Annotated in this window: 17 protein-coding genes; 1 reads left to right on the forward strand and 16 read right to left on the reverse strand. The window is 60.9% G+C overall.

Translation table 11 applies throughout. The features are described from left to right. Positions 1–9: 9 nt before the first annotated feature. The 12 genes from era to lepA all read right to left on the reverse strand — a co-directional run bounded on the left by era (position 10) and on the right by lepA (position 10,898). Complete coding sequence (gene era / locus NFR19_RS05750; protein ID WP_251212853.1) at positions 10–927, reverse strand: GTPase Era; 918 nt, start codon at positions 925–927, stop codon at positions 10–12. Positions 928–968: 41 nt separating this feature from the next. After that, positions 969–1,409 carry a diacylglycerol kinase gene (locus tag NFR19_RS05755; RefSeq protein ID WP_251212836.1) on the reverse strand — a complete coding sequence of 147 codons (441 nt, stop codon included), beginning with the start codon at positions 1,407–1,409 and terminating at the stop codon, positions 969–971. Further along, positions 1,406–1,882, reverse strand: a complete 477-nt coding sequence (ybeY, locus tag NFR19_RS05760; RefSeq protein ID WP_251212837.1) for an rRNA maturation RNase YbeY — start codon at positions 1,880–1,882, stop codon at positions 1,406–1,408. The genes NFR19_RS05755 and ybeY overlap by 4 nt, the downstream gene beginning before the upstream one ends. Then, a complete protein-coding gene (locus NFR19_RS05765) occupies positions 1,879–2,835 on the reverse strand; it encodes a PhoH family protein (protein ID WP_251212838.1) in 957 nt (318 codons plus the stop codon). The genes ybeY and NFR19_RS05765 overlap by 4 nt, the downstream gene beginning before the upstream one ends. A gap of 4 nt (positions 2,836–2,839) precedes the next feature. Further along, complete coding sequence (gene mtaB / locus NFR19_RS05770) at positions 2,840–4,039, reverse strand: tRNA (N(6)-L-threonylcarbamoyladenosine(37)-C(2))-methylthiotransferase MtaB (protein ID WP_251212839.1); 1,200 nt, start codon at positions 4,037–4,039, stop codon at positions 2,840–2,842. Then, on the reverse strand, positions 4,036–4,833 hold the full coding sequence (locus tag NFR19_RS05775) for an RsmE family RNA methyltransferase (RefSeq protein ID WP_251212840.1): 798 nt from the start codon (positions 4,831–4,833) through the stop codon (positions 4,036–4,038). Before NFR19_RS05775 ends, mtaB begins: the two co-directional genes overlap by 4 nt. A 4-nt stretch (positions 4,834–4,837) precedes the next feature. Next, positions 4,838–5,959 (reverse strand): molecular chaperone DnaJ, encoded by a 1,122-nt coding sequence (gene dnaJ / locus NFR19_RS05780; protein ID WP_251212841.1) that lies wholly within the window; start codon positions 5,957–5,959, stop codon positions 4,838–4,840. 3 nt (positions 5,960–5,962) lie between these two features. Next, positions 5,963–6,700, reverse strand: coding sequence for an HrcA family transcriptional regulator (locus tag NFR19_RS05785; RefSeq protein WP_251212842.1), 738 nt, complete (start codon positions 6,698–6,700; stop codon positions 5,963–5,965). 66 nt (positions 6,701–6,766) lie between these two features. Further along, positions 6,767–7,882 carry a radical SAM family heme chaperone HemW gene (gene hemW / locus NFR19_RS05790; RefSeq protein ID WP_251212843.1) on the reverse strand — a complete coding sequence of 372 codons (1,116 nt, stop codon included), beginning with the start codon at positions 7,880–7,882 and terminating at the stop codon, positions 6,767–6,769. Beyond that, positions 7,872–8,849: a tRNA dihydrouridine synthase DusB gene (dusB, locus tag NFR19_RS05795; protein ID WP_251212844.1), complete on the reverse strand. Its 978-nt coding sequence runs from the start codon at positions 8,847–8,849 to the stop codon at positions 7,872–7,874. Before dusB ends, hemW begins: the two co-directional genes overlap by 11 nt. Before the next feature lie 8 nt (positions 8,850–8,857). Then, positions 8,858–9,040 (reverse strand): hypothetical protein, encoded by a 183-nt coding sequence (locus NFR19_RS05800; RefSeq protein ID WP_251212845.1) that lies wholly within the window; start codon positions 9,038–9,040, stop codon positions 8,858–8,860. A 52-nt stretch (positions 9,041–9,092) separates the two neighbouring features. Further along, positions 9,093–10,898 carry a translation elongation factor 4 gene (gene lepA / locus NFR19_RS05805; RefSeq protein WP_251212846.1) on the reverse strand — a complete coding sequence of 602 codons (1,806 nt, stop codon included), beginning with the start codon at positions 10,896–10,898 and terminating at the stop codon, positions 9,093–9,095. Between the two features lie 311 nt (positions 10,899–11,209). Between lepA and rpsT the strand changes: the two genes are divergently transcribed. Continuing rightward, positions 11,210–11,773 carry a 30S ribosomal protein S20 gene (gene rpsT, locus NFR19_RS05810; protein WP_251212847.1) on the forward strand — a complete coding sequence of 188 codons (564 nt, stop codon included), beginning with the start codon at positions 11,210–11,212 and terminating at the stop codon, positions 11,771–11,773. Between the two features lie 4 nt (positions 11,774–11,777). Here the strand turns inward: rpsT and holA are convergent, their stop codons facing one another. From holA to thiI, 4 genes are all read right to left on the reverse strand, one after another. After that, a complete protein-coding gene (holA, locus tag NFR19_RS05815) occupies positions 11,778–12,749 on the reverse strand; it encodes a DNA polymerase III subunit delta (RefSeq protein WP_251212848.1) in 972 nt (323 codons plus the stop codon). Between the two features lie 34 nt (positions 12,750–12,783). Continuing rightward, the gene (locus NFR19_RS05820) at positions 12,784–15,111 is read right to left on the reverse strand and encodes a DNA internalization-related competence protein ComEC/Rec2 (protein ID WP_251212854.1); all 2,328 of its coding nucleotides are present in this window, start codon (positions 15,109–15,111) and stop codon (positions 12,784–12,786) included. Then, positions 15,111–15,782 carry a ComEA family DNA-binding protein gene (locus NFR19_RS05825; RefSeq protein ID WP_251212849.1) on the reverse strand — a complete coding sequence of 224 codons (672 nt, stop codon included), beginning with the start codon at positions 15,780–15,782 and terminating at the stop codon, positions 15,111–15,113. The genes NFR19_RS05820 and NFR19_RS05825 overlap by 1 nt, the downstream gene beginning before the upstream one ends. 215 nt (positions 15,783–15,997) lie before the next feature. Then, positions 15,998–17,227, reverse strand: coding sequence for a tRNA uracil 4-sulfurtransferase ThiI (gene thiI, locus NFR19_RS05830; protein WP_251212850.1), 1,230 nt, complete (start codon positions 17,225–17,227; stop codon positions 15,998–16,000). Positions 17,228–17,385: the final 158 nt, after the last annotated feature.

The following is a 17,385-nucleotide window of genomic DNA, read 5'->3' on the forward strand; positions in this document are numbered from 1 at the left end:
CCAGCGCGATCACTCTCCATAACCGAATCGTCGAATCTGATTGGCATCGCGTCGCCAATCTTTCTTGCATTTCACGGAAAGATCGAGGAATACCCGGCATCCTAAAAGCTGCTCGAGGTCGCAGCGCGCCTCGATGCCCACCTGACGAACAGCTCGGCCGCCCTGCCCGATGATGATGCCTTTCTGGCTCTCACGCTCAACGTAGATAACGGCGAAGATGCGCATGAGGTCTTTCTTGCGCACGTACTCCATCTGCTCCACGCCCACCCCGATGGCATGCGGCACCTCATCACGATAGTTCAGAAGCACCTTCTCGCGAATGAACTCCGCCACCATCACTTCCTCGGAAAGGTCGGTATCCATATCATCGGGAAACCACTTCGGACCAGCAGGAAGATGCCCTGCCACCAGATCGATGAAGGCGGCGACGCCCGTTCCTTCTTGCGCGGACAGCGAGGTGATGGCATCCCAATCGGCGAGCGAGCGAGCCGCTTCCAGCTGATGGCGCACCTGTTCCGGAGTTGCTCGGTCGGTCTTGGTCAGCACGCACACCTTCGCGCCACGCGCCTCGCGCACGCGCGCTGCTACCCATTCATCACCGCGCCCGATGGGCTTGGTCGTATCCACGAGCAGGGCCACGACATCCACGTCCCCGATGGCGTTTTCCGCTGAAACATTCAATTCCTCGCCGAGCGCATCATGGGGTTTATGAATGCCCGGCGTATCAACGATGACCAACTGGAAGTCTTCCGTGGTGAGCGCGGCGCGAAAACGATGACGCGTGGTCTGCGCCGTGTTGGAGGTGATGGCAATCTTCTTGCCCATCATGGCATTGAGCAGCGTTGATTTGCCCGCATTTGGACGTCCAACGAGAGCCACGAAGCCAGACTTGAAGCCCTGAGGCGATACGGCGCCGACACCACCCATGGGGTTCTCAGCGAAAAAAGCATCCAGATCCATGAGCCAAACTATCCTATCAACGAGACGACAAGGTCAACGATGCGCGGAAGATAGATGATGGCCGCCACGACGAGCGAGCCGATCGCGGCGATATAGACAGCTCCTGCAGCGCAATCCTTCGCGCGCATGGCGAGCGCGCTCCATTCGGGAGAGACCATATCGACCACCGATTCGATAGCGGTGTTCACCACCTCTAACGCCATGACCACCATGATGCATCCCACGATAGCAAGCCACGCTGCCTCCGAGACGCGCAAAGCGAATCCCAGCACCACCGCCACAACCGCGCATGCCGCGTGTATCTTGAGATTGCGCTGAGTAGCGAAGGCGTAGCGGATACCGTTGCCTGCGCAACGAAACGCACATACCAGCGGAAACGGTGACGGATCGCCCGCATGGCGGACCAGCGAGCCGATATCGCAGCCGCGATCCTCGCGATCGCCCATCATGACCGCCCCTCTCCCGCGCGCCAATCCGCAAGCAGCGCTTCCTCGCGCGCTTCCATGATGCGGGCTTCGTCCTCGACCAGATGATCGTATCCGCACAGATGCAGCAAACCATGAACCAACAGCAGCTCGATCTCTTGAGCGAAGGTCTGCCCATATTCCGCCGCTTGGCGCTCGGCCACATCGGGGGCGATGATCACATCGCCCAGCTCGCACACAGGCACCTGCGCACCTATCTGATCGGCGGGAACATCCTGCGGTATCGCATCGCACTCAAACGACAGCACATCGGTCGGGCCCGTCTTGCCGCGGTAGCGCTCATTAAGCTGCGCCATGACCGCATCATCGATGAAGCTCAGCGAAACCTCTGTGGTGCACGGCGCACCCTCTGCGGCGAGCACGCGCTCGGCGAGCACGGCAAGCGGCAGACGCTCAAGTTCCTCTCTACGATGGTCGTAGGAGATCAAGATATTCACAAGACGCCTCCTGCCCGATCATAGGCAGCCACGATAGCAGCCACGAGGCGATGACGTATCACATCCTTACCTGAAAAGCGGCAAAAAGCGATGTCGTCTATACCGTCAAGCACCGCGCATGCCTGTTCAAGACCGGTCGCGCCTCGCGGCAGGTCGGTTTGCGAACCATCACCGGTGATGATCATCTTCGAGCCGAAGCCCAAGCGCGTTAAAAACATCTTCATCTGCTCGGGCGTGGCGTTTTGCGCTTCATCTAAGATGACAAAGCTATCGTTGAGCGTGCGTCCGCGCATGAACGCAAGGGGCGCGATCTCGATGACGCCAGCCTCGAGCAAACTGGTTGCCCGCTCAGGCTCCATCATGTCAAAAAGAGCATCGTAGAGCGGACGGATGTAGGGATCCACCTTCTCGGTCAGCGTCCCCGGTAGAAAGCCAAGGTTCTCACCAGCCTCCACGATAGGACGCGAAAGGACGAGACGACTTTGCTCTCCCCGCTCGAGCGCCGAGAGCGCCATGGCCATGGCAAGATAGGTTTTGCCCGTTCCCGCCGGTCCGAGACCGAAGGTGATGGTATGAGCACGAATGGCGTCCACGTACCGCTTCTGCCCTGCTGTTTTCGGGCGGATCGCACGCCCCTTGAAGGCGAGCACCACATCATCGCGCAGATGACGCGGGCTGAACTCATCGGTGCGCAGCATCTCAAGAGCGCGTCTGAGCTGCTGGGCATCAGCTGGCTCGCCCATGCGCGCACGTTCCATCAGGTCGTCAAACAGCGTGGTGAGCGATGAGACCTCCACCGGATCGCCTTCGATGCTGATGGCATCGCCGCGCACGGTGATGCGCGCGTCAAAGGAGTCTTCGATGATGCGCAGGAACTCATCGGAAGGACCAGTGATAGCCACGGGATCGATCGTGGCGGGTATATGCAGGGTTGTCAGCGTGGTTTCCGGCATAGGCCTATTGTACCCCGAAACAGTACTCGACCATAGAACCCACCGGTATGCGAGGGTCGATCGCGACCTCGTGGTAACTCTCGGTGCAACCGTGCCCCAGCTCTTCCACCACAACCATCTCGTGCGTGCCGGCGCGCCGCGCGCGATCCGCACGGCGCAACTCATCAGAGAGCTGCCTGAGCGCACGAGCGCGCGCGATGCGCATGTCGGGTGGAACCTGATCGCGTCGGGTAGCAGCTGGGGTGCCCGTACGGACAGAATATGGAAAGACGTGCATCTTCGAGAATGCGCAGCGCTGTGCCAGCGCAAGGGTTTGCTGGAAGTCCTCTTCGGTCTCTCCGGGAAAACCCGCGATGACATCGGTGGTCAAACTGAGCGCGGGAACACGTGTGCGAATACGATCGACCAGCGCCTCGTAGTCCGCCGCACGGTAGTGGCGCGCCATTTCCCACAACACGCGGTCGCTTCCCGCTTGCAAGGGCAGATGCAGATGCCGACAAACACGGCCCCGTGCGTCTGCGAGAAGCGCTATGAGATCATCGCTGACATCCTGCGGCTCGATGCTCGAAATGCGAAAGCGCACCTGAAAGGATGCTGTCGCAGCAAGCAACCGTTCGAGCAACAACGCAAGATCGGCGCCATCAGATGCGCGATATGAGCCCAGATTGATGCCGGTCAGCACGATCTCGCTTACCCCCTCTGCGGCAAGCTGGCATGCGCGCTTGATCAGGGAAGAGGCGTCAACGCTGCGGGCCGGTCCGCGTGCGATGTGTACGATGCAGAACGTGCATGCGTTATCGCATCCATCTTGCGCCTTCAGGCCAACGCGAACTCGACTGGGAATCGCCAAAGTTCGAGAGGTATCCGCCAGATCGAAATCCACGTACGCCTGAATCGCGTTCACCATTTGATGCTTCGGCACCACCACCACGCGCCCGTCCATATCCGCAAACTCATCTGGGTCGATAACCGCCGCGCAGCCGGTCACCAGCACCGGCGCATCCGCGCTCTGACGCAGCGCCTTGCGCACCGCTTTGCGCGTCTTCTTTTCAGCCTCTCCGGTTACCGTGCATGTGTTGACGATGATGAGATCGCTTTCCTGCGGACTTCCCAGATCACACCCCGCCGCAGCCAGCAGAGCCTCGAAACCATCTGACTCAACGCGGTTGACCTTGCAACCCAGATTGACGACGCACGCCCTCACGCTGTGCCGCCCACGCCGCCAAGCGCACCGAGTTCGTACAGGGCGAGCGCACAGGCGACCACCCCTGCTGTCTCCGCACGCAAGATGGTATGCCCTAGGCTCACCACGCAAGCACGATCATTGCAGGCGCGCATTGCATCCACCTCATCATGCGTAAAACCGCCCTCGGGACCAACCACGACCGCGAGCGAGCCCTCAAAAGGGGCGGTATCAGCTTGCGCGCGCATGCGCGCGAGCGCACGCCCGACACCCATCTCGTCCTCAGCTTCTTCCCAGCAGATGAGCACGCCTGCGACCTCGCGCAGCAAAGCGCAGATGCGAGATATATCACCCACCGGCTCAACACGCGGAATGCGTGGTTGACCAGACTGCATAGCTGCGCTCTTGGCGATAGTGCGCCAGCGCGCAAGCCGCTTCGCTTCCTTAGCCGCATCCAAACGCACCACCGAGCGCGCGGAGGCAAACGGCACGAACGTGCTCACCCCCAACTCTGTACCGGCGCGCACCACAGTATCCATCTTGTCAGCTTTCGCAAGCCCTGCGACGAGCATGACATCTGCGATATCGGGCATCTCGGCTCGTCGGCACACGCGCACCATCACGTCCGCGCCAACGCTGAGCACCTCGCATTCAAAATAATCCGCGGCGGCATCCACGACCGCAATATGCTCGCCCGGAGCAAGGCGCAGCGCTCGAACATGCTGCCTATCATCAGATGCGAGCCGCAATGCGAACGCATCCGCCCGCTCGTTCGCGATCACCTGCTCTTCAAGAAAGAATCTGTGCAGCGACATGGGATCAACGCAGCTTGTTCAGCGGTATATCGGCATCGTCGATGCCCATCTCATCTGCCAGCTTCTGCACCAGCTCCCGTTCTTTCTTGGAGAGCTTCTTCGGGATATTCACATTCACATGCACCTGCATATCGCCCCGTTTATCGCTGCGCACGCGCGGCATGCCAAAGCCTTTCACGCGAAGCACCTCGCCTGACTGGGTTCCGCGCGGGATCTTCACCCGCACCTGCTCGTCAGGCAGAATGCCTGCGATGCGTATCTCGCCGCCCAGCGCTGCTGTGGTCATGGGAATATCAACGCTCGCATGCAGGTCATCCCCATCGCGCTCGAAGTGATCATGCGGCTGCAACCGGATCGTCACGATCAGATCCCCTGCGCGCGCGCCCTGCAAGCCCGCCTCGCCGAACTCAGCCACCCGCAGCTGCTGACCGTCATGGATGCCGGGCGGTATCTCCACCGACACGCGCTGACGATCGGGCACCCGCCCCTGACCGCCGCATTCCTCGCAAGCCCCCTCAACGCGCTCGCCCGTACCATTGCACACGGCGCATGTTTGCGCGGACTGCATATCGCCCAAAAACGTTCGCTGCACGGTAACAACACGCCCCGACCCGCCGCATTCGGAGCATACGACCTTCGTGCCGTCCGGTCCGATGCCTGTCGCAGAACACTCGGTGCAGGCAGCAAGGCGGTCATAGACCAGTTCCTTCTTCGTGCCGCGCGCCGCTTCCTCAAGCGTCACGCGCAACCCGATGCCCATATCGCGGCCCTCTTTGCGTACCTGCTTTTGAGCCGTGGCGCCAAAGCCGCTGAAAAACGACGAGAAGATATCGCCCATGCCACCGAAGCCGCCCCCGAAGATATCCTCGAAGTCAACATAGCCGCTCCCGCCGCTCGCCGCGCCCGGTATGGTGCCGAAACGGTCGTACTGCGCCCGCTTTTGCGCATCAGAGAGCACATCATAGGCTTCGTTGAGTTCTTTGAACTCGTCTTCGGCATGGGGCGATTTGTTCACGTCGGGATGAAGCTCGCGCGCGCGTCGACGATACGCTTTCTTGATTTCGGAATCGCTCGCGTCTCGGCCGACGCCGAGCACTTCGTACAGGTCTTTTGTCGCAGTTGGCATACCCTACTCGCACTCCCCCATGGCATCTTGCGCCGCCCGCACGGCGCGAATCACGCTCGTATAATCCATGCGCGTCGGACCGATAACGGCCACGACGCCTTGGGCGCTCCCACGCCCGTACATCCCTGTTACCACCGAAACGCCCGAAAGCCCCTGCGCGGGATTCTCGCTTCCGATGCGCACCACTATATTACCGCCTTCAGGGTCGGTGCCGTCGAATACGCTGAGCAGCACCGATTCATCCTCGAGTATCTCCATCAGGGGCAAAAGCGCTGAAGTGTCGCGAAACTCCGGCTTGCGCATGAGAGCGGAAAGCCCCATGCGCGAGACCTGCCGCAAATGCGTCTCGCCCTGATCGGGCGGCAGCACGAGCGACAGACAATCGGTCAGACGCGCGAGCTCTGCGGAGGTGCGCTCCATCAAATCATCGAGTGCGTCAGCATGCGCGCGCAGCTGAGCCACCAGTTGATCGTAAGGATGCTCATCATCGAGCGAACCAGAGGCGATGATCTCTTCCACATAGGCGCGATAGCCCGCATCGGTAGGAATGCGCCCGGCAGAGGTGTGCGGTTGCTGGATGAAACCTTCATCCTCGAGCGCCGAGAGATCGTTGCGCACGGTGGCAGAGCTCACACCCAGCCGGTAGTTCTCCACGATCGTCCGCGACCCCACGGGCAGAGCATGCGCGATGTACTCTTCGATCAATGCGCGCAGCACCAGTTGGCGCCTGTCAGAGAGCATAGGCCTCGCTTCCTCATCTCGGTGTCGGTGCCGCCTATTCTAGCAGCCACAGCGCGCGAGTGCTAATCAGAGGCTCGCTGAATCCAAAAGCGCTCCATACAGCTCGTTACCGCAGAGCCATCCGCGCTCGGTGGGCTTATAGCGGCCTGCGTCGCGCACCACGAGCCCACGCGCCTCCAGATCGGAGAGCACCTGACGAAGCGCAGGAAGAAGCTGCGCCACACGCTCGACCTCTTCAAGAGAGACGCCGCACGAGCGGCGCATGCCGAGCATCATATCCTCGGCTGCCATCTGGACCGCATCGAGATCATCGACCACCTGCCCGTCCTGCACGCGCATGCGTCGGTGAGCATTCTGCGTCATCGTGGTGGCCGACGTGCCGATGCCGAGGTAGGGCACCCCCGCCCAGTACGCGCTATTATGACGACTCTCAAAGCCGAGGCGCGCATAGCTCGCCACCTCGTAGCGCTCATATCCCGCCGCCCGCAGAATGCGAGCAGCGTCCTCCATCATGTCGGCCTGCGCATCTTCGTCGGGCTGGTCGATCATGCCCGCGCGCACCATGCGCGCGAAGGGCGTGCGCTCTTCGATCGTCAGCGGATATATGCTCACATGCGCAACGCCCCGCGACACTGCTTCGCGCACATCGGATGCGAAGCGCGCGCGATCCTGCCCGGGCACGCCGCACATCAAGTCGATGCTCACATTCTCAAAGCGCGTCTGCGCCGCAGCAAGAGCACGACGCGCCGCCTCTCCGTTGTGCGCGCGTCCCAGCACCGCGCAGATGTCGTCGTCGAAGCTCTGCACGCCCAGCGAGAGACGATTGGCGCCCAGCGCCCAGATATCGGCCACCATGCGCTCGGTGAGCGATTCGGGATTCGCCTCGATCGTGCATTCGACCTCGGGCGTCAGATGCATGCTCAAACCCAACGCATACAACAGCGCCGTGAGGTTCTTCGACCCCACGTGAGTTGGCGTGCCGCCGCCGACATAGACCGTCTCCAGCGCTGCGAGCTCGCCTTCGCGCGAAAGCTGCCTGATGCGCTCGATGAGCTGTTCGATGTATCCATCGATAACGGGCGCGCCTGCCGGGATGGCTTGCGTGGTGAAATCGCAATACGCGCAACGGCTGGTGCAAAAGGGCACGTGGATGTAGAGCGCGCGGTACGGATCATGCGGCATGACGGTCCACCTTATCTAACAATGCGTCGAACACGCGATCAAAATCTTCAAGCGCGCTGCACTGGTTCAGCTTTCCACGCGCTGTTGCAGCACCGGGAAGACCGGACACATACCACATAGCATGCTTGCGCATGCGCACCGCCGCGCGAGATTCATGCGTGCACAGCAACCGAGCATGCCGCCGCGCCATCTCGATGCGCTCGACAGCCGAAGGAGTCTCCGGTACCGGCATGCCAGCGAGCGCGGCTTTCGCCTGCGCGAATATCCATGGATTTCCTTGAGCGCCCCGTGCGATCATCACCGCATCGCAGCCCGTCTCATCGCGCATGCGCACCGCAGCTGCTCCACTCGCGATATCACCGTTGCCGATAACGGGAATGCTCACCGCATCTTTCACCCGCGCGATGGTCTCCCATAACGCAACGCCACGATACAGTTGCGTGGCGAAGCGCCCGTGAACGCAGACGGCATCGGCTCCCGCCTGCTCCATGCGCCGCGCGAACGACGGGGCGCTCTCGCCGGTCTCTTCGCTCCACCCGCGCCGCATCTTAACCGTGACCGGACAGCTGACCGCAGCCTTGACCGCCGATACGATGCGCACAGCAAGGTCGGGGTCCTTCATGAGCGCCGAGCCGTCGCCTTTCGACACGATCTTGCGCGCCGGACAACCCATATTGATGTCAAGGCACGCCAGCGCGTCCCCCAAGGACGCTTCGATCCAGACGGCCTGGCTCGCCATCGTATCCGGATCGTGGCCAAATATCTGCACCCCTACCCGTTCCTCTCCAGGTGCAAGCGCTAACAGGTGCCGCGTCTTTTCGTTGGCATACGAGAGCCCTTTCGCTGACACCATTTCGGTATACGCAAGATCAGCCCCCTGCTCCAAACAGAGCGCGCGCAAAGCCACATCGCTCACCCCCGCCATGGGAGCCAGCAGCAGCTGGAATCTGCCGAAGAGACCTTCCATGAGAACCGCTAGAGCAGAAACGAACCCGCAGCAACGCATCCGAAGACGCCCAAAGCGACCACGATGAGGATGATCGCGAGCACGCCCGCGATGCAGCCGACGTTGCGCGAGGCCTGAGCGCGCTCAAGATCGCGCGCTTGCTTCTCTTCGTCGAAGGGGTCGTCCAGCCAGTTGTAATCGTCTTTTCTCATAGTGCCATTCTAATGCATGCGCGTATGCCCGCGCGAGCATACGCACGATACATCACTCATCGACCTTCAAGATAGCCATGAAGGCTTCTTGAGGCACCTCAACGTTGCCGATGGCCTTCATGCGCTTCTTGCCCGCCTTCTGCTTTTCGAGCAACTTGCGCTTGCGCGTGATGTCGCCGCCATAGCACTTCGCGAGCACGTCCTTGCGCTTGGCTTTCACCGTCTGGCGCGCCAACACGCGCCCGCCCACAGCCGCCTGAATGGGCACTTCGAACATCTGCCGTGGAATGATCTCCTTCAAGCGCTCGCAGAGCACTCTCCCGCGGTCGTATGCCTTCTCCTTATGCACGATGAACGACAACGCATCGACCGGCTTGCCGCCCAAAAGGATATCGAGCTTCTGTAAAGCCGATTCCTTATAGCCCATGAACTCGTAATCAAGGCTCGCGTAACCTTTCGTGTTGCTCTTGAGCTTGTCGAAGAAATCCAAGATGAGCTCTGAGAGCGGTATCTCCCAGATCATCTCCACCGTTGTGGGCGAGAGGTAGTTCATAGTGACGAAGATGCCGCGGCGCGCGACCGTCAGGTCCATGACCGCGCCCACATAATCGGGCGGGATGAGCACCTTGGCCTTCAGATAGGGCTCTTCGATGCGCTCGATGGTGCCCACATCGGGCATCTCCTGCGGAGACGTGAGCGCCACCATCTCGCCACCCTTGACGAATACGTGGTATTCCACGCTAGGGGCGGTGGCGAGCAGATCGAGATTGAACTCGCGCTCGAGCCGCTCCTTGATGACCTCCATATGCAGTAGGCCCAAGAAGCCCACGCGAAACCCGAAACCGAGCGCATGCGAGGTCTCCGGCTCCCACACGAGCGCCGGATCGTTGAGCGAGAGCTTTTCGAGCGCCTCCTTGAGCGGCTCGTACTGGTCCCCATCAATGGGATAGAGTCCGGTGAACACCATGGGCTTCGCCTCACGGTATCCCGGCAGCGGCTCGGCAGCACCACCTTCGACTGCCGTGATGGTGTCGCCTACCTTTACCTGCCGCACATCCTTGAGTCCGGTGACCAAATAGCCCACTTCGCCTGCGGACAGTTCTGACAGCGGCTCTTCGACCGGCTTGCGAGCTCCCACCTCTTCCACCAACACCTGCGTGCCGGTGGCCATGAGACGCACCGCATCCCCCTTGGCGATGGCACCGTCAATGACCCGCACGAGCGCCACCACGCCGCGGTACGCATCGAAAAAGCTATCGAAAATGAGCGCGCGCAGAGTCCCTGTCGGATCCCCTTCGGGCGCGGGGATGTTGTAGACGATGGACTCCAACAGATCATGGACGCCCTGACCGGTCTTGCCCGAGGCCAGCACGGCGTCATCGGCGGGCACTGCGAGGCTCTCTTCGATATCTTCCCGAACCCGCTCAGGTTCTGCCGCGGGAAGGTCTATCTTATTGATGAGGGGGATGATCTCCAGATCGGCATTCATGGCGAGCATGGCATTTGCCACCGTTTGCGCCTCAACGCCCTGCGTCGCATCGACCACCAGCACCGCGCCCTCGCATGCCGCCAAGCTGCGCGACACTTCGTAGGTGAAATCGACGTGGCCCGGCGTATCGATCAGATTCAGCTGATACGTCTCGCCATCGTCGGCCGTATAGCTTACGCGCACCGCTTGGCTTTTGATGGTGATGCCGCGCTCGCGCTCAATATCCATCGTATCGAGCAGCTGCTCTTGCATATCACGCTCGGAGACCGTACCCGTTTGCTCGAGGATGCGATCGGATATGGTGGACTTGCCATGGTCAATATGCGCGATGATGCTGAAATTGCGTATATGAGAGATATCCTGGGGCATATCCACTTCCATCGTTTCCTGGGCTTTGACACCCGTCTACAGAAAAACCGTGACTTACTTGCAGCAATGCGCTATTCTATCGCATTGTGTCCAGCAAGGCGCGCGCTATGGGCGACCATAGCCGATCCGCAGACGTGGCTGCATACAGGATGCCGGCAGGAGACGGAGACCGACCTGAAAATCCCGAAGGTCGCAGCAGCACTACCGCCTTGCGGGCGTGCGTCTCGTCGCCTCATCCGCTATCCCAGCCATATCTTCCGATCATCTTCGCCGGGCATGCCTACGAACAACCGACGAAAAGGATACCGCAGATGGCGAACATCAAATCTCAGAAGAAGCGCATCATCACCAACGAAAAGCGGCGCATGCGCAATCGCGCGATCAAAAGCGAACTGAAAACGGCCACCCGCCGCGTGAAGGACGCGGTTGCCGCAGGAAACGGCGCCGAAGCGTACAGCGCTGCCCTGAAGGCATGCCGCCTGATGGACAAGGCGGTCACCAAGGGAGTGATCAAGAAGAATCAGGCAGCCAATCGCAAGAGCGGCATTATGCGCCTGGCAAACACCGTGGCAACCGATGCCGACCGCGCTGCCTACCAAAAGCCCGCTCCAAAGAAGCAGGAGAAGACCGGCAGCAAGAAAGCCGCTGCCAAGGCAGAGCGCAAAGCGGCTCTGGCGGCTGCTTCCAAAGAGAAGGCCAAGCGTGCTGAAAAGCAGAAGAAGGAAGAGGCTGCTGCCATCAAGCGCAAGGAAAAGGCTGCGAAAGAAGCTGCTGAGGCGGAGGCAGCTGCGGCTGCTGAGGCGGCCGAAGAGGCTCAGGAAGCCGAGACGGCGGATGAGGCGGGCGAGGCTGCTGCTGACGAGAGCGCTGAGTAAGCAGCTAGCGTCTCAGAACCTGCACCAACCAATCGATGAAAGCGGCATCCTGCGGGGTGCCGCTTTTCATTGCCCGTTCTGCTTGCAAAGAGCTGCTCAATGCCCCGCGCAGATCGGAAGCGCTGAACCGGCGCGCCCATCCAACATGGTTCTTCACTTTCCAATCAGGCACGCCTAGCGCAGCTGCCACCTGTGCCGTGTCTCCGCCGTGCGCAAGCACAGAGCGCGCGCATATCAACTCGCGCACGCGCGCCGTGCACAGAGCAAGGAGCGAGAGAGGGGTGCCGCCTTCCACCCGCGGCATATACGCCATGCACCGTGCGAGGTCGCGCGCGGCGAATGCGTCAGCGAACTCCCACGGCTTCACCTGCGCGGTATGGGCAACGAGCGCCATGACCTCATTTTCGTTCACCGGATCGGAACCGCGATGGGCCAAGGCGAGCTTGCGCAACTCGGTATCGAGCCGCACCGTGTCCGTACCAGCGAGCTCCACCAACTTTGCCGCCGCACTGTCGGTGATGGTGATCCCATGGGTCGGCGCCATAGCTCTCACATGCTCGCCCATTTTGTAGCTCTTCGGCGCCGAGCAGTCGATAATGGCCTGTTTTCCCAGTGCAGCAACAGCTTTGTACAAACGCGTGTTCTTCGCCAGCTTTTCAGCGAGCAAGAGCAGCACCGTGGAATCGCTCGGCCGTTCCAGATAGGAAACGAGCGCCTCTGATGCGGCTTTCTTCAATTTGTCCGCATCGCTGATCTGCACGAGACGCTTTTCGCTCGCGAAAGGGATGGTGTTGCAAGCGCTGACCACCTCGTCACCATCGCAGGTTGCGCCATGCAAAACATCCAGATTGAAGGAGAGGTCCCCCAGCTTTTCCAGTCGCTGATGGAGCCGCCGCACCACTGCTTCTCGCTTCAACACATCATCGCCCACCACAAGATAGGCGCTGAGCAGTTCGTTGTTCGCATTCGTAGCCATACCGATATTCTAAACCACCACAGCGGTCAACTGCTCAGGATGTGCGCACGTAAATCCCCTCTCTCGCGAAATCGAGCACGACGGTGCCCACCTGATCGGTGCGCAACACCTGCTCCACCTCATCAAGGCACGCCAATGCCTCAGGTGTCGGATGGCCATAGCGGTTGTTCACCCCGCAGCTGATGAGTGCGATGTGCGGAGAGAGCTTCTCGATGAGCGCTTCACTGAGCGATACCTTCGAGCCGTGGTGTCCGACTTTCAGCACGTCAACGCTGCCAAGGCGCCCTGCATCCACCATGCGCTGCATCTGCTCGCTCTCGGCATCGCCCATGAACGCCGTGCGCCAATCGTACGACCCATCCTCGTCGCAGTCGATCTGCGCAAGCAGGCACAGACTGTCCGCATTGCCTCCTTCATCAGCGAAGGCGTCAGGCCAGACCGCGCACAATGCGAAGCGCCCCACCTGCAGGGTGTCTCCCACTGCAAGCCCCTGCACAGAAGCGCCGGTAGCATGCTCGGCCATACGGCGCAGGTCAGCGCACCCATCGCAAGAGCACCCGAGCGCTGGTGCGGCAACATATACGGCACCGATCTGCACGAAACCAGCAAGGGTGGACAAGGAGCCGCAATGATCATCATCATGATGGCTGATGATGACCGCATCGAGCCGACTGACACCCAACCTGCCCAGATTCTCACGCAGAAGCGCGTCCTTGTTGCCCGTATCGATCAGCACTGCGCGCCCCTGACTGCGCACCAAGAACGCATCGCCTTGCCCCACATCGAGCATGACCAACTGGTCGGTCACCGTCAGCGGCAGGAAGGCCAATAGCGCAGCCACTATGACCGCGAGCGCTCCCGCACTCCCCCCGACGACACGTCGCGAAGGCATGGGCCATCCCATCCAAAGCGCTATCCCAACGAGCACGGACAGCCCCACCATGAAGGCCGGATCAGCGCTCAGGGCGATGCAAGCGTACGGAATCTGCGCCATGAGATCAACAACGTAAGCAAGCGGCCACACCGCAACACGCCCCAGCATGACCACTATACCTGAAAGCGGTGGTGCGATACAGGCGAAAAGCGCACAGAGCAGCGAGGCGCTGCACGCAACGGCGAACAGCGGCACCGCTACCACGTTGGCCACAGGAGCGATGAGCGGCACTTGGGAAAACAGTGCTGCGGAATACGGTAGCGTGGCGATATTTGAAGCGAAGGTCATGCCGAGCGGTAGCGATACCCCCTGGTGAATCGCACGACGATCGCTTGAAAACCATGATGCGATGAGGTTGGCGAAGAGCAAGATGCCGAGCGTGGATCCCGCCGAAAGCACGAATGAAGCCGACACGCTCACGACCGGATCGCACGCGATAAAGCCGATGATGCAGAGCGCGAGAGCGTTTATCGATGCGCTGCGTCGCTGAGCCAGAGAGGCGGTAAGCGCCAACACCACCATGCAAGCTGCGCGCACTGCCGAAAGCGGGATACCTGCAAAGACGAGATAGGCCACCACGAACGAGATGGTGATACAAAGCGCTATTCGACGGGGTGTCCCGAATGCTTGCAGAAGCAGACCGAGCATGCCCACCACAAGGGCAAGGTGCGCACCCGAAACCGCTACCATATGCGCGAGGCCGCATGTCTTGAACGACTCGTATGACCCCGATGCGGCTATGGTGGGCCGATACCCACAGGCAAGCGCCTGCAAAAGACCTGCCTGGTCTCCCCCGTTTTCTGCTAGCACTGCAAGAGCAGTGCGCCTCATCTGGGCGATGGGTGCGAACAGGCCCGTAGGCGACACCTTCTCAAAGGTTCGGACCGATAAGATGGCGCCGCTGCCTTGAGACCAATAAAACGAAGCCTGTTGTGCCCCCACTGCCCGCGGCGTACCGGCCAGGCGTATGATATCTCCCCGCAAAAGATCAGTATCACCATCAAAGCGTATGCCCAGATGAGCGCACCGCCCATCATCGCTTCGCGCGTCAGCAAACGCCGATGCGCCATACTCGCCCGAAGTCGGGTCGCTCGTGAGCGTGAGCTGCCAGGTGCCAGGGCTCGTAGCTGCCTGCGTCTCGGTCATCAACAATGCCGCGCCGAAAAGCCCGAACAGCGCTCCTAATGCCAGCGCCACCCCAGCGGCCCCCACCCATCGCAGGCGCCGAGGCACGCAGAGCATGCCCGCGAGCACCAGGAAGCTTCCCGCAAAGGGCACTGCGCTCACAAGATCGTTCAGCTGGTGACCGCAACAGACAGCATAGACCGCTGCGCATGCAGCCCAAAACATGAGCGCACCGATGAGCAAGGGCGGAAGACCGGGCTTGACCGGCGCATCCGGTCGCGTGTGAGGGACATGCGATCCCATCACACGCAGATGCTATCGCGCAGCGCTTCGAGCGTCTTCTCCCCAATACCAGAAACATTGAGAAGGTCATCAATGCTCTTGAAGGGGCCTTGCTGTTCCCGATACGCGATGATCTTGGCTGCCTTCGATGCTCCGATTCCGCTGAGCGTTTGCAGTTGGGTCGCATCGGCGGTATTGAGATTCACGCGCGCATCCGCCTGTGCTCCCGTGGCATGAGATGTTGCAACCTCAGAGCGCGCAACTTCGGCGCTCTGCGCAGCCTCTTCTTGGCTCAGCACGATGATCTGCTCGCCATCCTGCACGATGCGCGCCAGATTGATGCTCTCGTCAGCCGCGTCTGCGTTCAATCCTCCCACGGCCGCAATAGCGTCAGAGACCCGTGCGCCCTCTTCGAGCGTGCAGACACCCGGGCTGTTCACGCACCCTGCCACATGCACGCAAATGGTCTTGGGCGTCGTCTCTGCTGCTTGCTGGTCTGTCTCAGGATCAGATGCTGCTTGCTGCGCTTCAACAACCTGAACGTCTCCTGCAGCTGCCAAACCTGCCCACCCCGCAGCCACGATTCCCACCAACACGAGCGCTATCACGGCGCTCCCGATCACGACCGAGGGCTTCACGTGCCCCATATGCGATCGACGCTGTGCGCTTTGCGCGAACTCCTGAAAGGACATGCACTCACCTGCTCTCATCATCTCAGAGAGAGCATAGCCATTCGACCTCACGTGGCAGCATCACAGTCGCCGCATCTGATGAGCAGCGAGAACATACGCATTCGTAGGGGCATCTATCAGCGCTCTGATACGATTCTTGTCTGCATCAAGCACAACCCTGATGCACATCTGACATGCCTTTTGAGAGCATTCAGGCACCGTCCGTGCCAACATGCCTACGAAGCTGGATGCGTCTCCGTCTTCCGGGCAGGCCTATACGCGCTGCAGCGATAGTCCGTCACCTGCGCCGTCTCAGCGAGCGCGTCCGCCCACGCATCGACCGGATAGGCAGCTTCTGCCGCACGCACCGCATCAAGGCGCGCATGGGTCTCCGGACGGCGCGGCATGAACAGCGTGCAACAGTCGGGAGCATCCTGAGACGAGATCTCAAAGGTGCCCACCTGCTGCGCATCAGCGATGATATCCTGCTTGTCGGTACCGATCAGCGGCCGAAGGATGGGCATGCTCACCGCATCGTCGGTGGCGGCGATGTTCTCGAGCGTCTGCGAAGCTACCTGACCGAGGCTCTCGCCCGTTACCAACCCCTTCGCCCCTTCAAGAGCCGCAATGCGCTCGGCTGCCTTGAACATCAAGCGCCGATACAGGATGACTCGCAGCGCAGGCGGCGCTTCCACTGAGATGTCGCGCTGGTATTCGCCCATCGCACAACGATAGACCCGCGCGATGCACCCCGTCTGCGCGAGCACCTGCGCGATATCGTCCACCAGATACGATGAGGTGTCAGCGGTCACCGGCGCGCCCGAAAAATGCACGCCGATGCACACAGCGCCCCGCCGCGCCATGCGCCAGGTAGCCACCGGCGAATCGATGCCAGAGGACAACAAGCAGGCCAGCTTTCCGGAAACACCAACGGGAAGACCGCCGATGCCGCGAATGCTCTTCGCGTACACGAACGCAGCGTTCTGGATGACCTCAACATCGACCTGCACGTCGCAGCCTTTCATCCGAACGCACGCATCAGGAAACGCTTCGCAGAGAACCGAGCCCACCAGCCGGTTCATATCCATGGAGGTGATGGGGAAATCCGTGTGGTTGCGCCGCGCCTGCACCTTGAACGTCTCGAAGGGCCCCGCCTCTCCCAAGGCTGCGACCGCCGCTTCGTAGATGGCGTCTATCGTGCGCGGACACTTGAAGCCGCACGACGCACGAGCGACACCGGGAATGCGCGCTACCATCTCCTCGCACGCACACGCCGAGGTCAGGCTGGTACCTTCTTTAAGAAAGACGACCAAACGCCCCGATATGCGATGAATGTCGATGACAGGAAACGCGCGCAGCAGATCCTTGCAATTGAGCAGCAGCCGCTGCTCGAAGCGCCCGCGGTTCTTACCCTTCAGGCCGATCTCGTGATAATGGATCAGTATGACACGCTGGAACTCCGTCATGGCCGAAGGGCGCCTTATCCCCTAGTGGTTCTTAACGTCGATGCTCTCAGGGTTGAAGGAAACATCGTCGCGCGCGATCTCGTTGAACGCCATGGTCAAAGGCTTCGTATCGGCAGCGCGCGCGATCTCCACGGCCGTTTGCAACGCGATCGCGCGAT

Source organism: Adlercreutzia murintestinalis (assembly GCF_943192905.1).
GTDB lineage: Bacteria > Actinomycetota > Coriobacteriia > Coriobacteriales > Eggerthellaceae > Adlercreutzia_A > Adlercreutzia_A murintestinalis.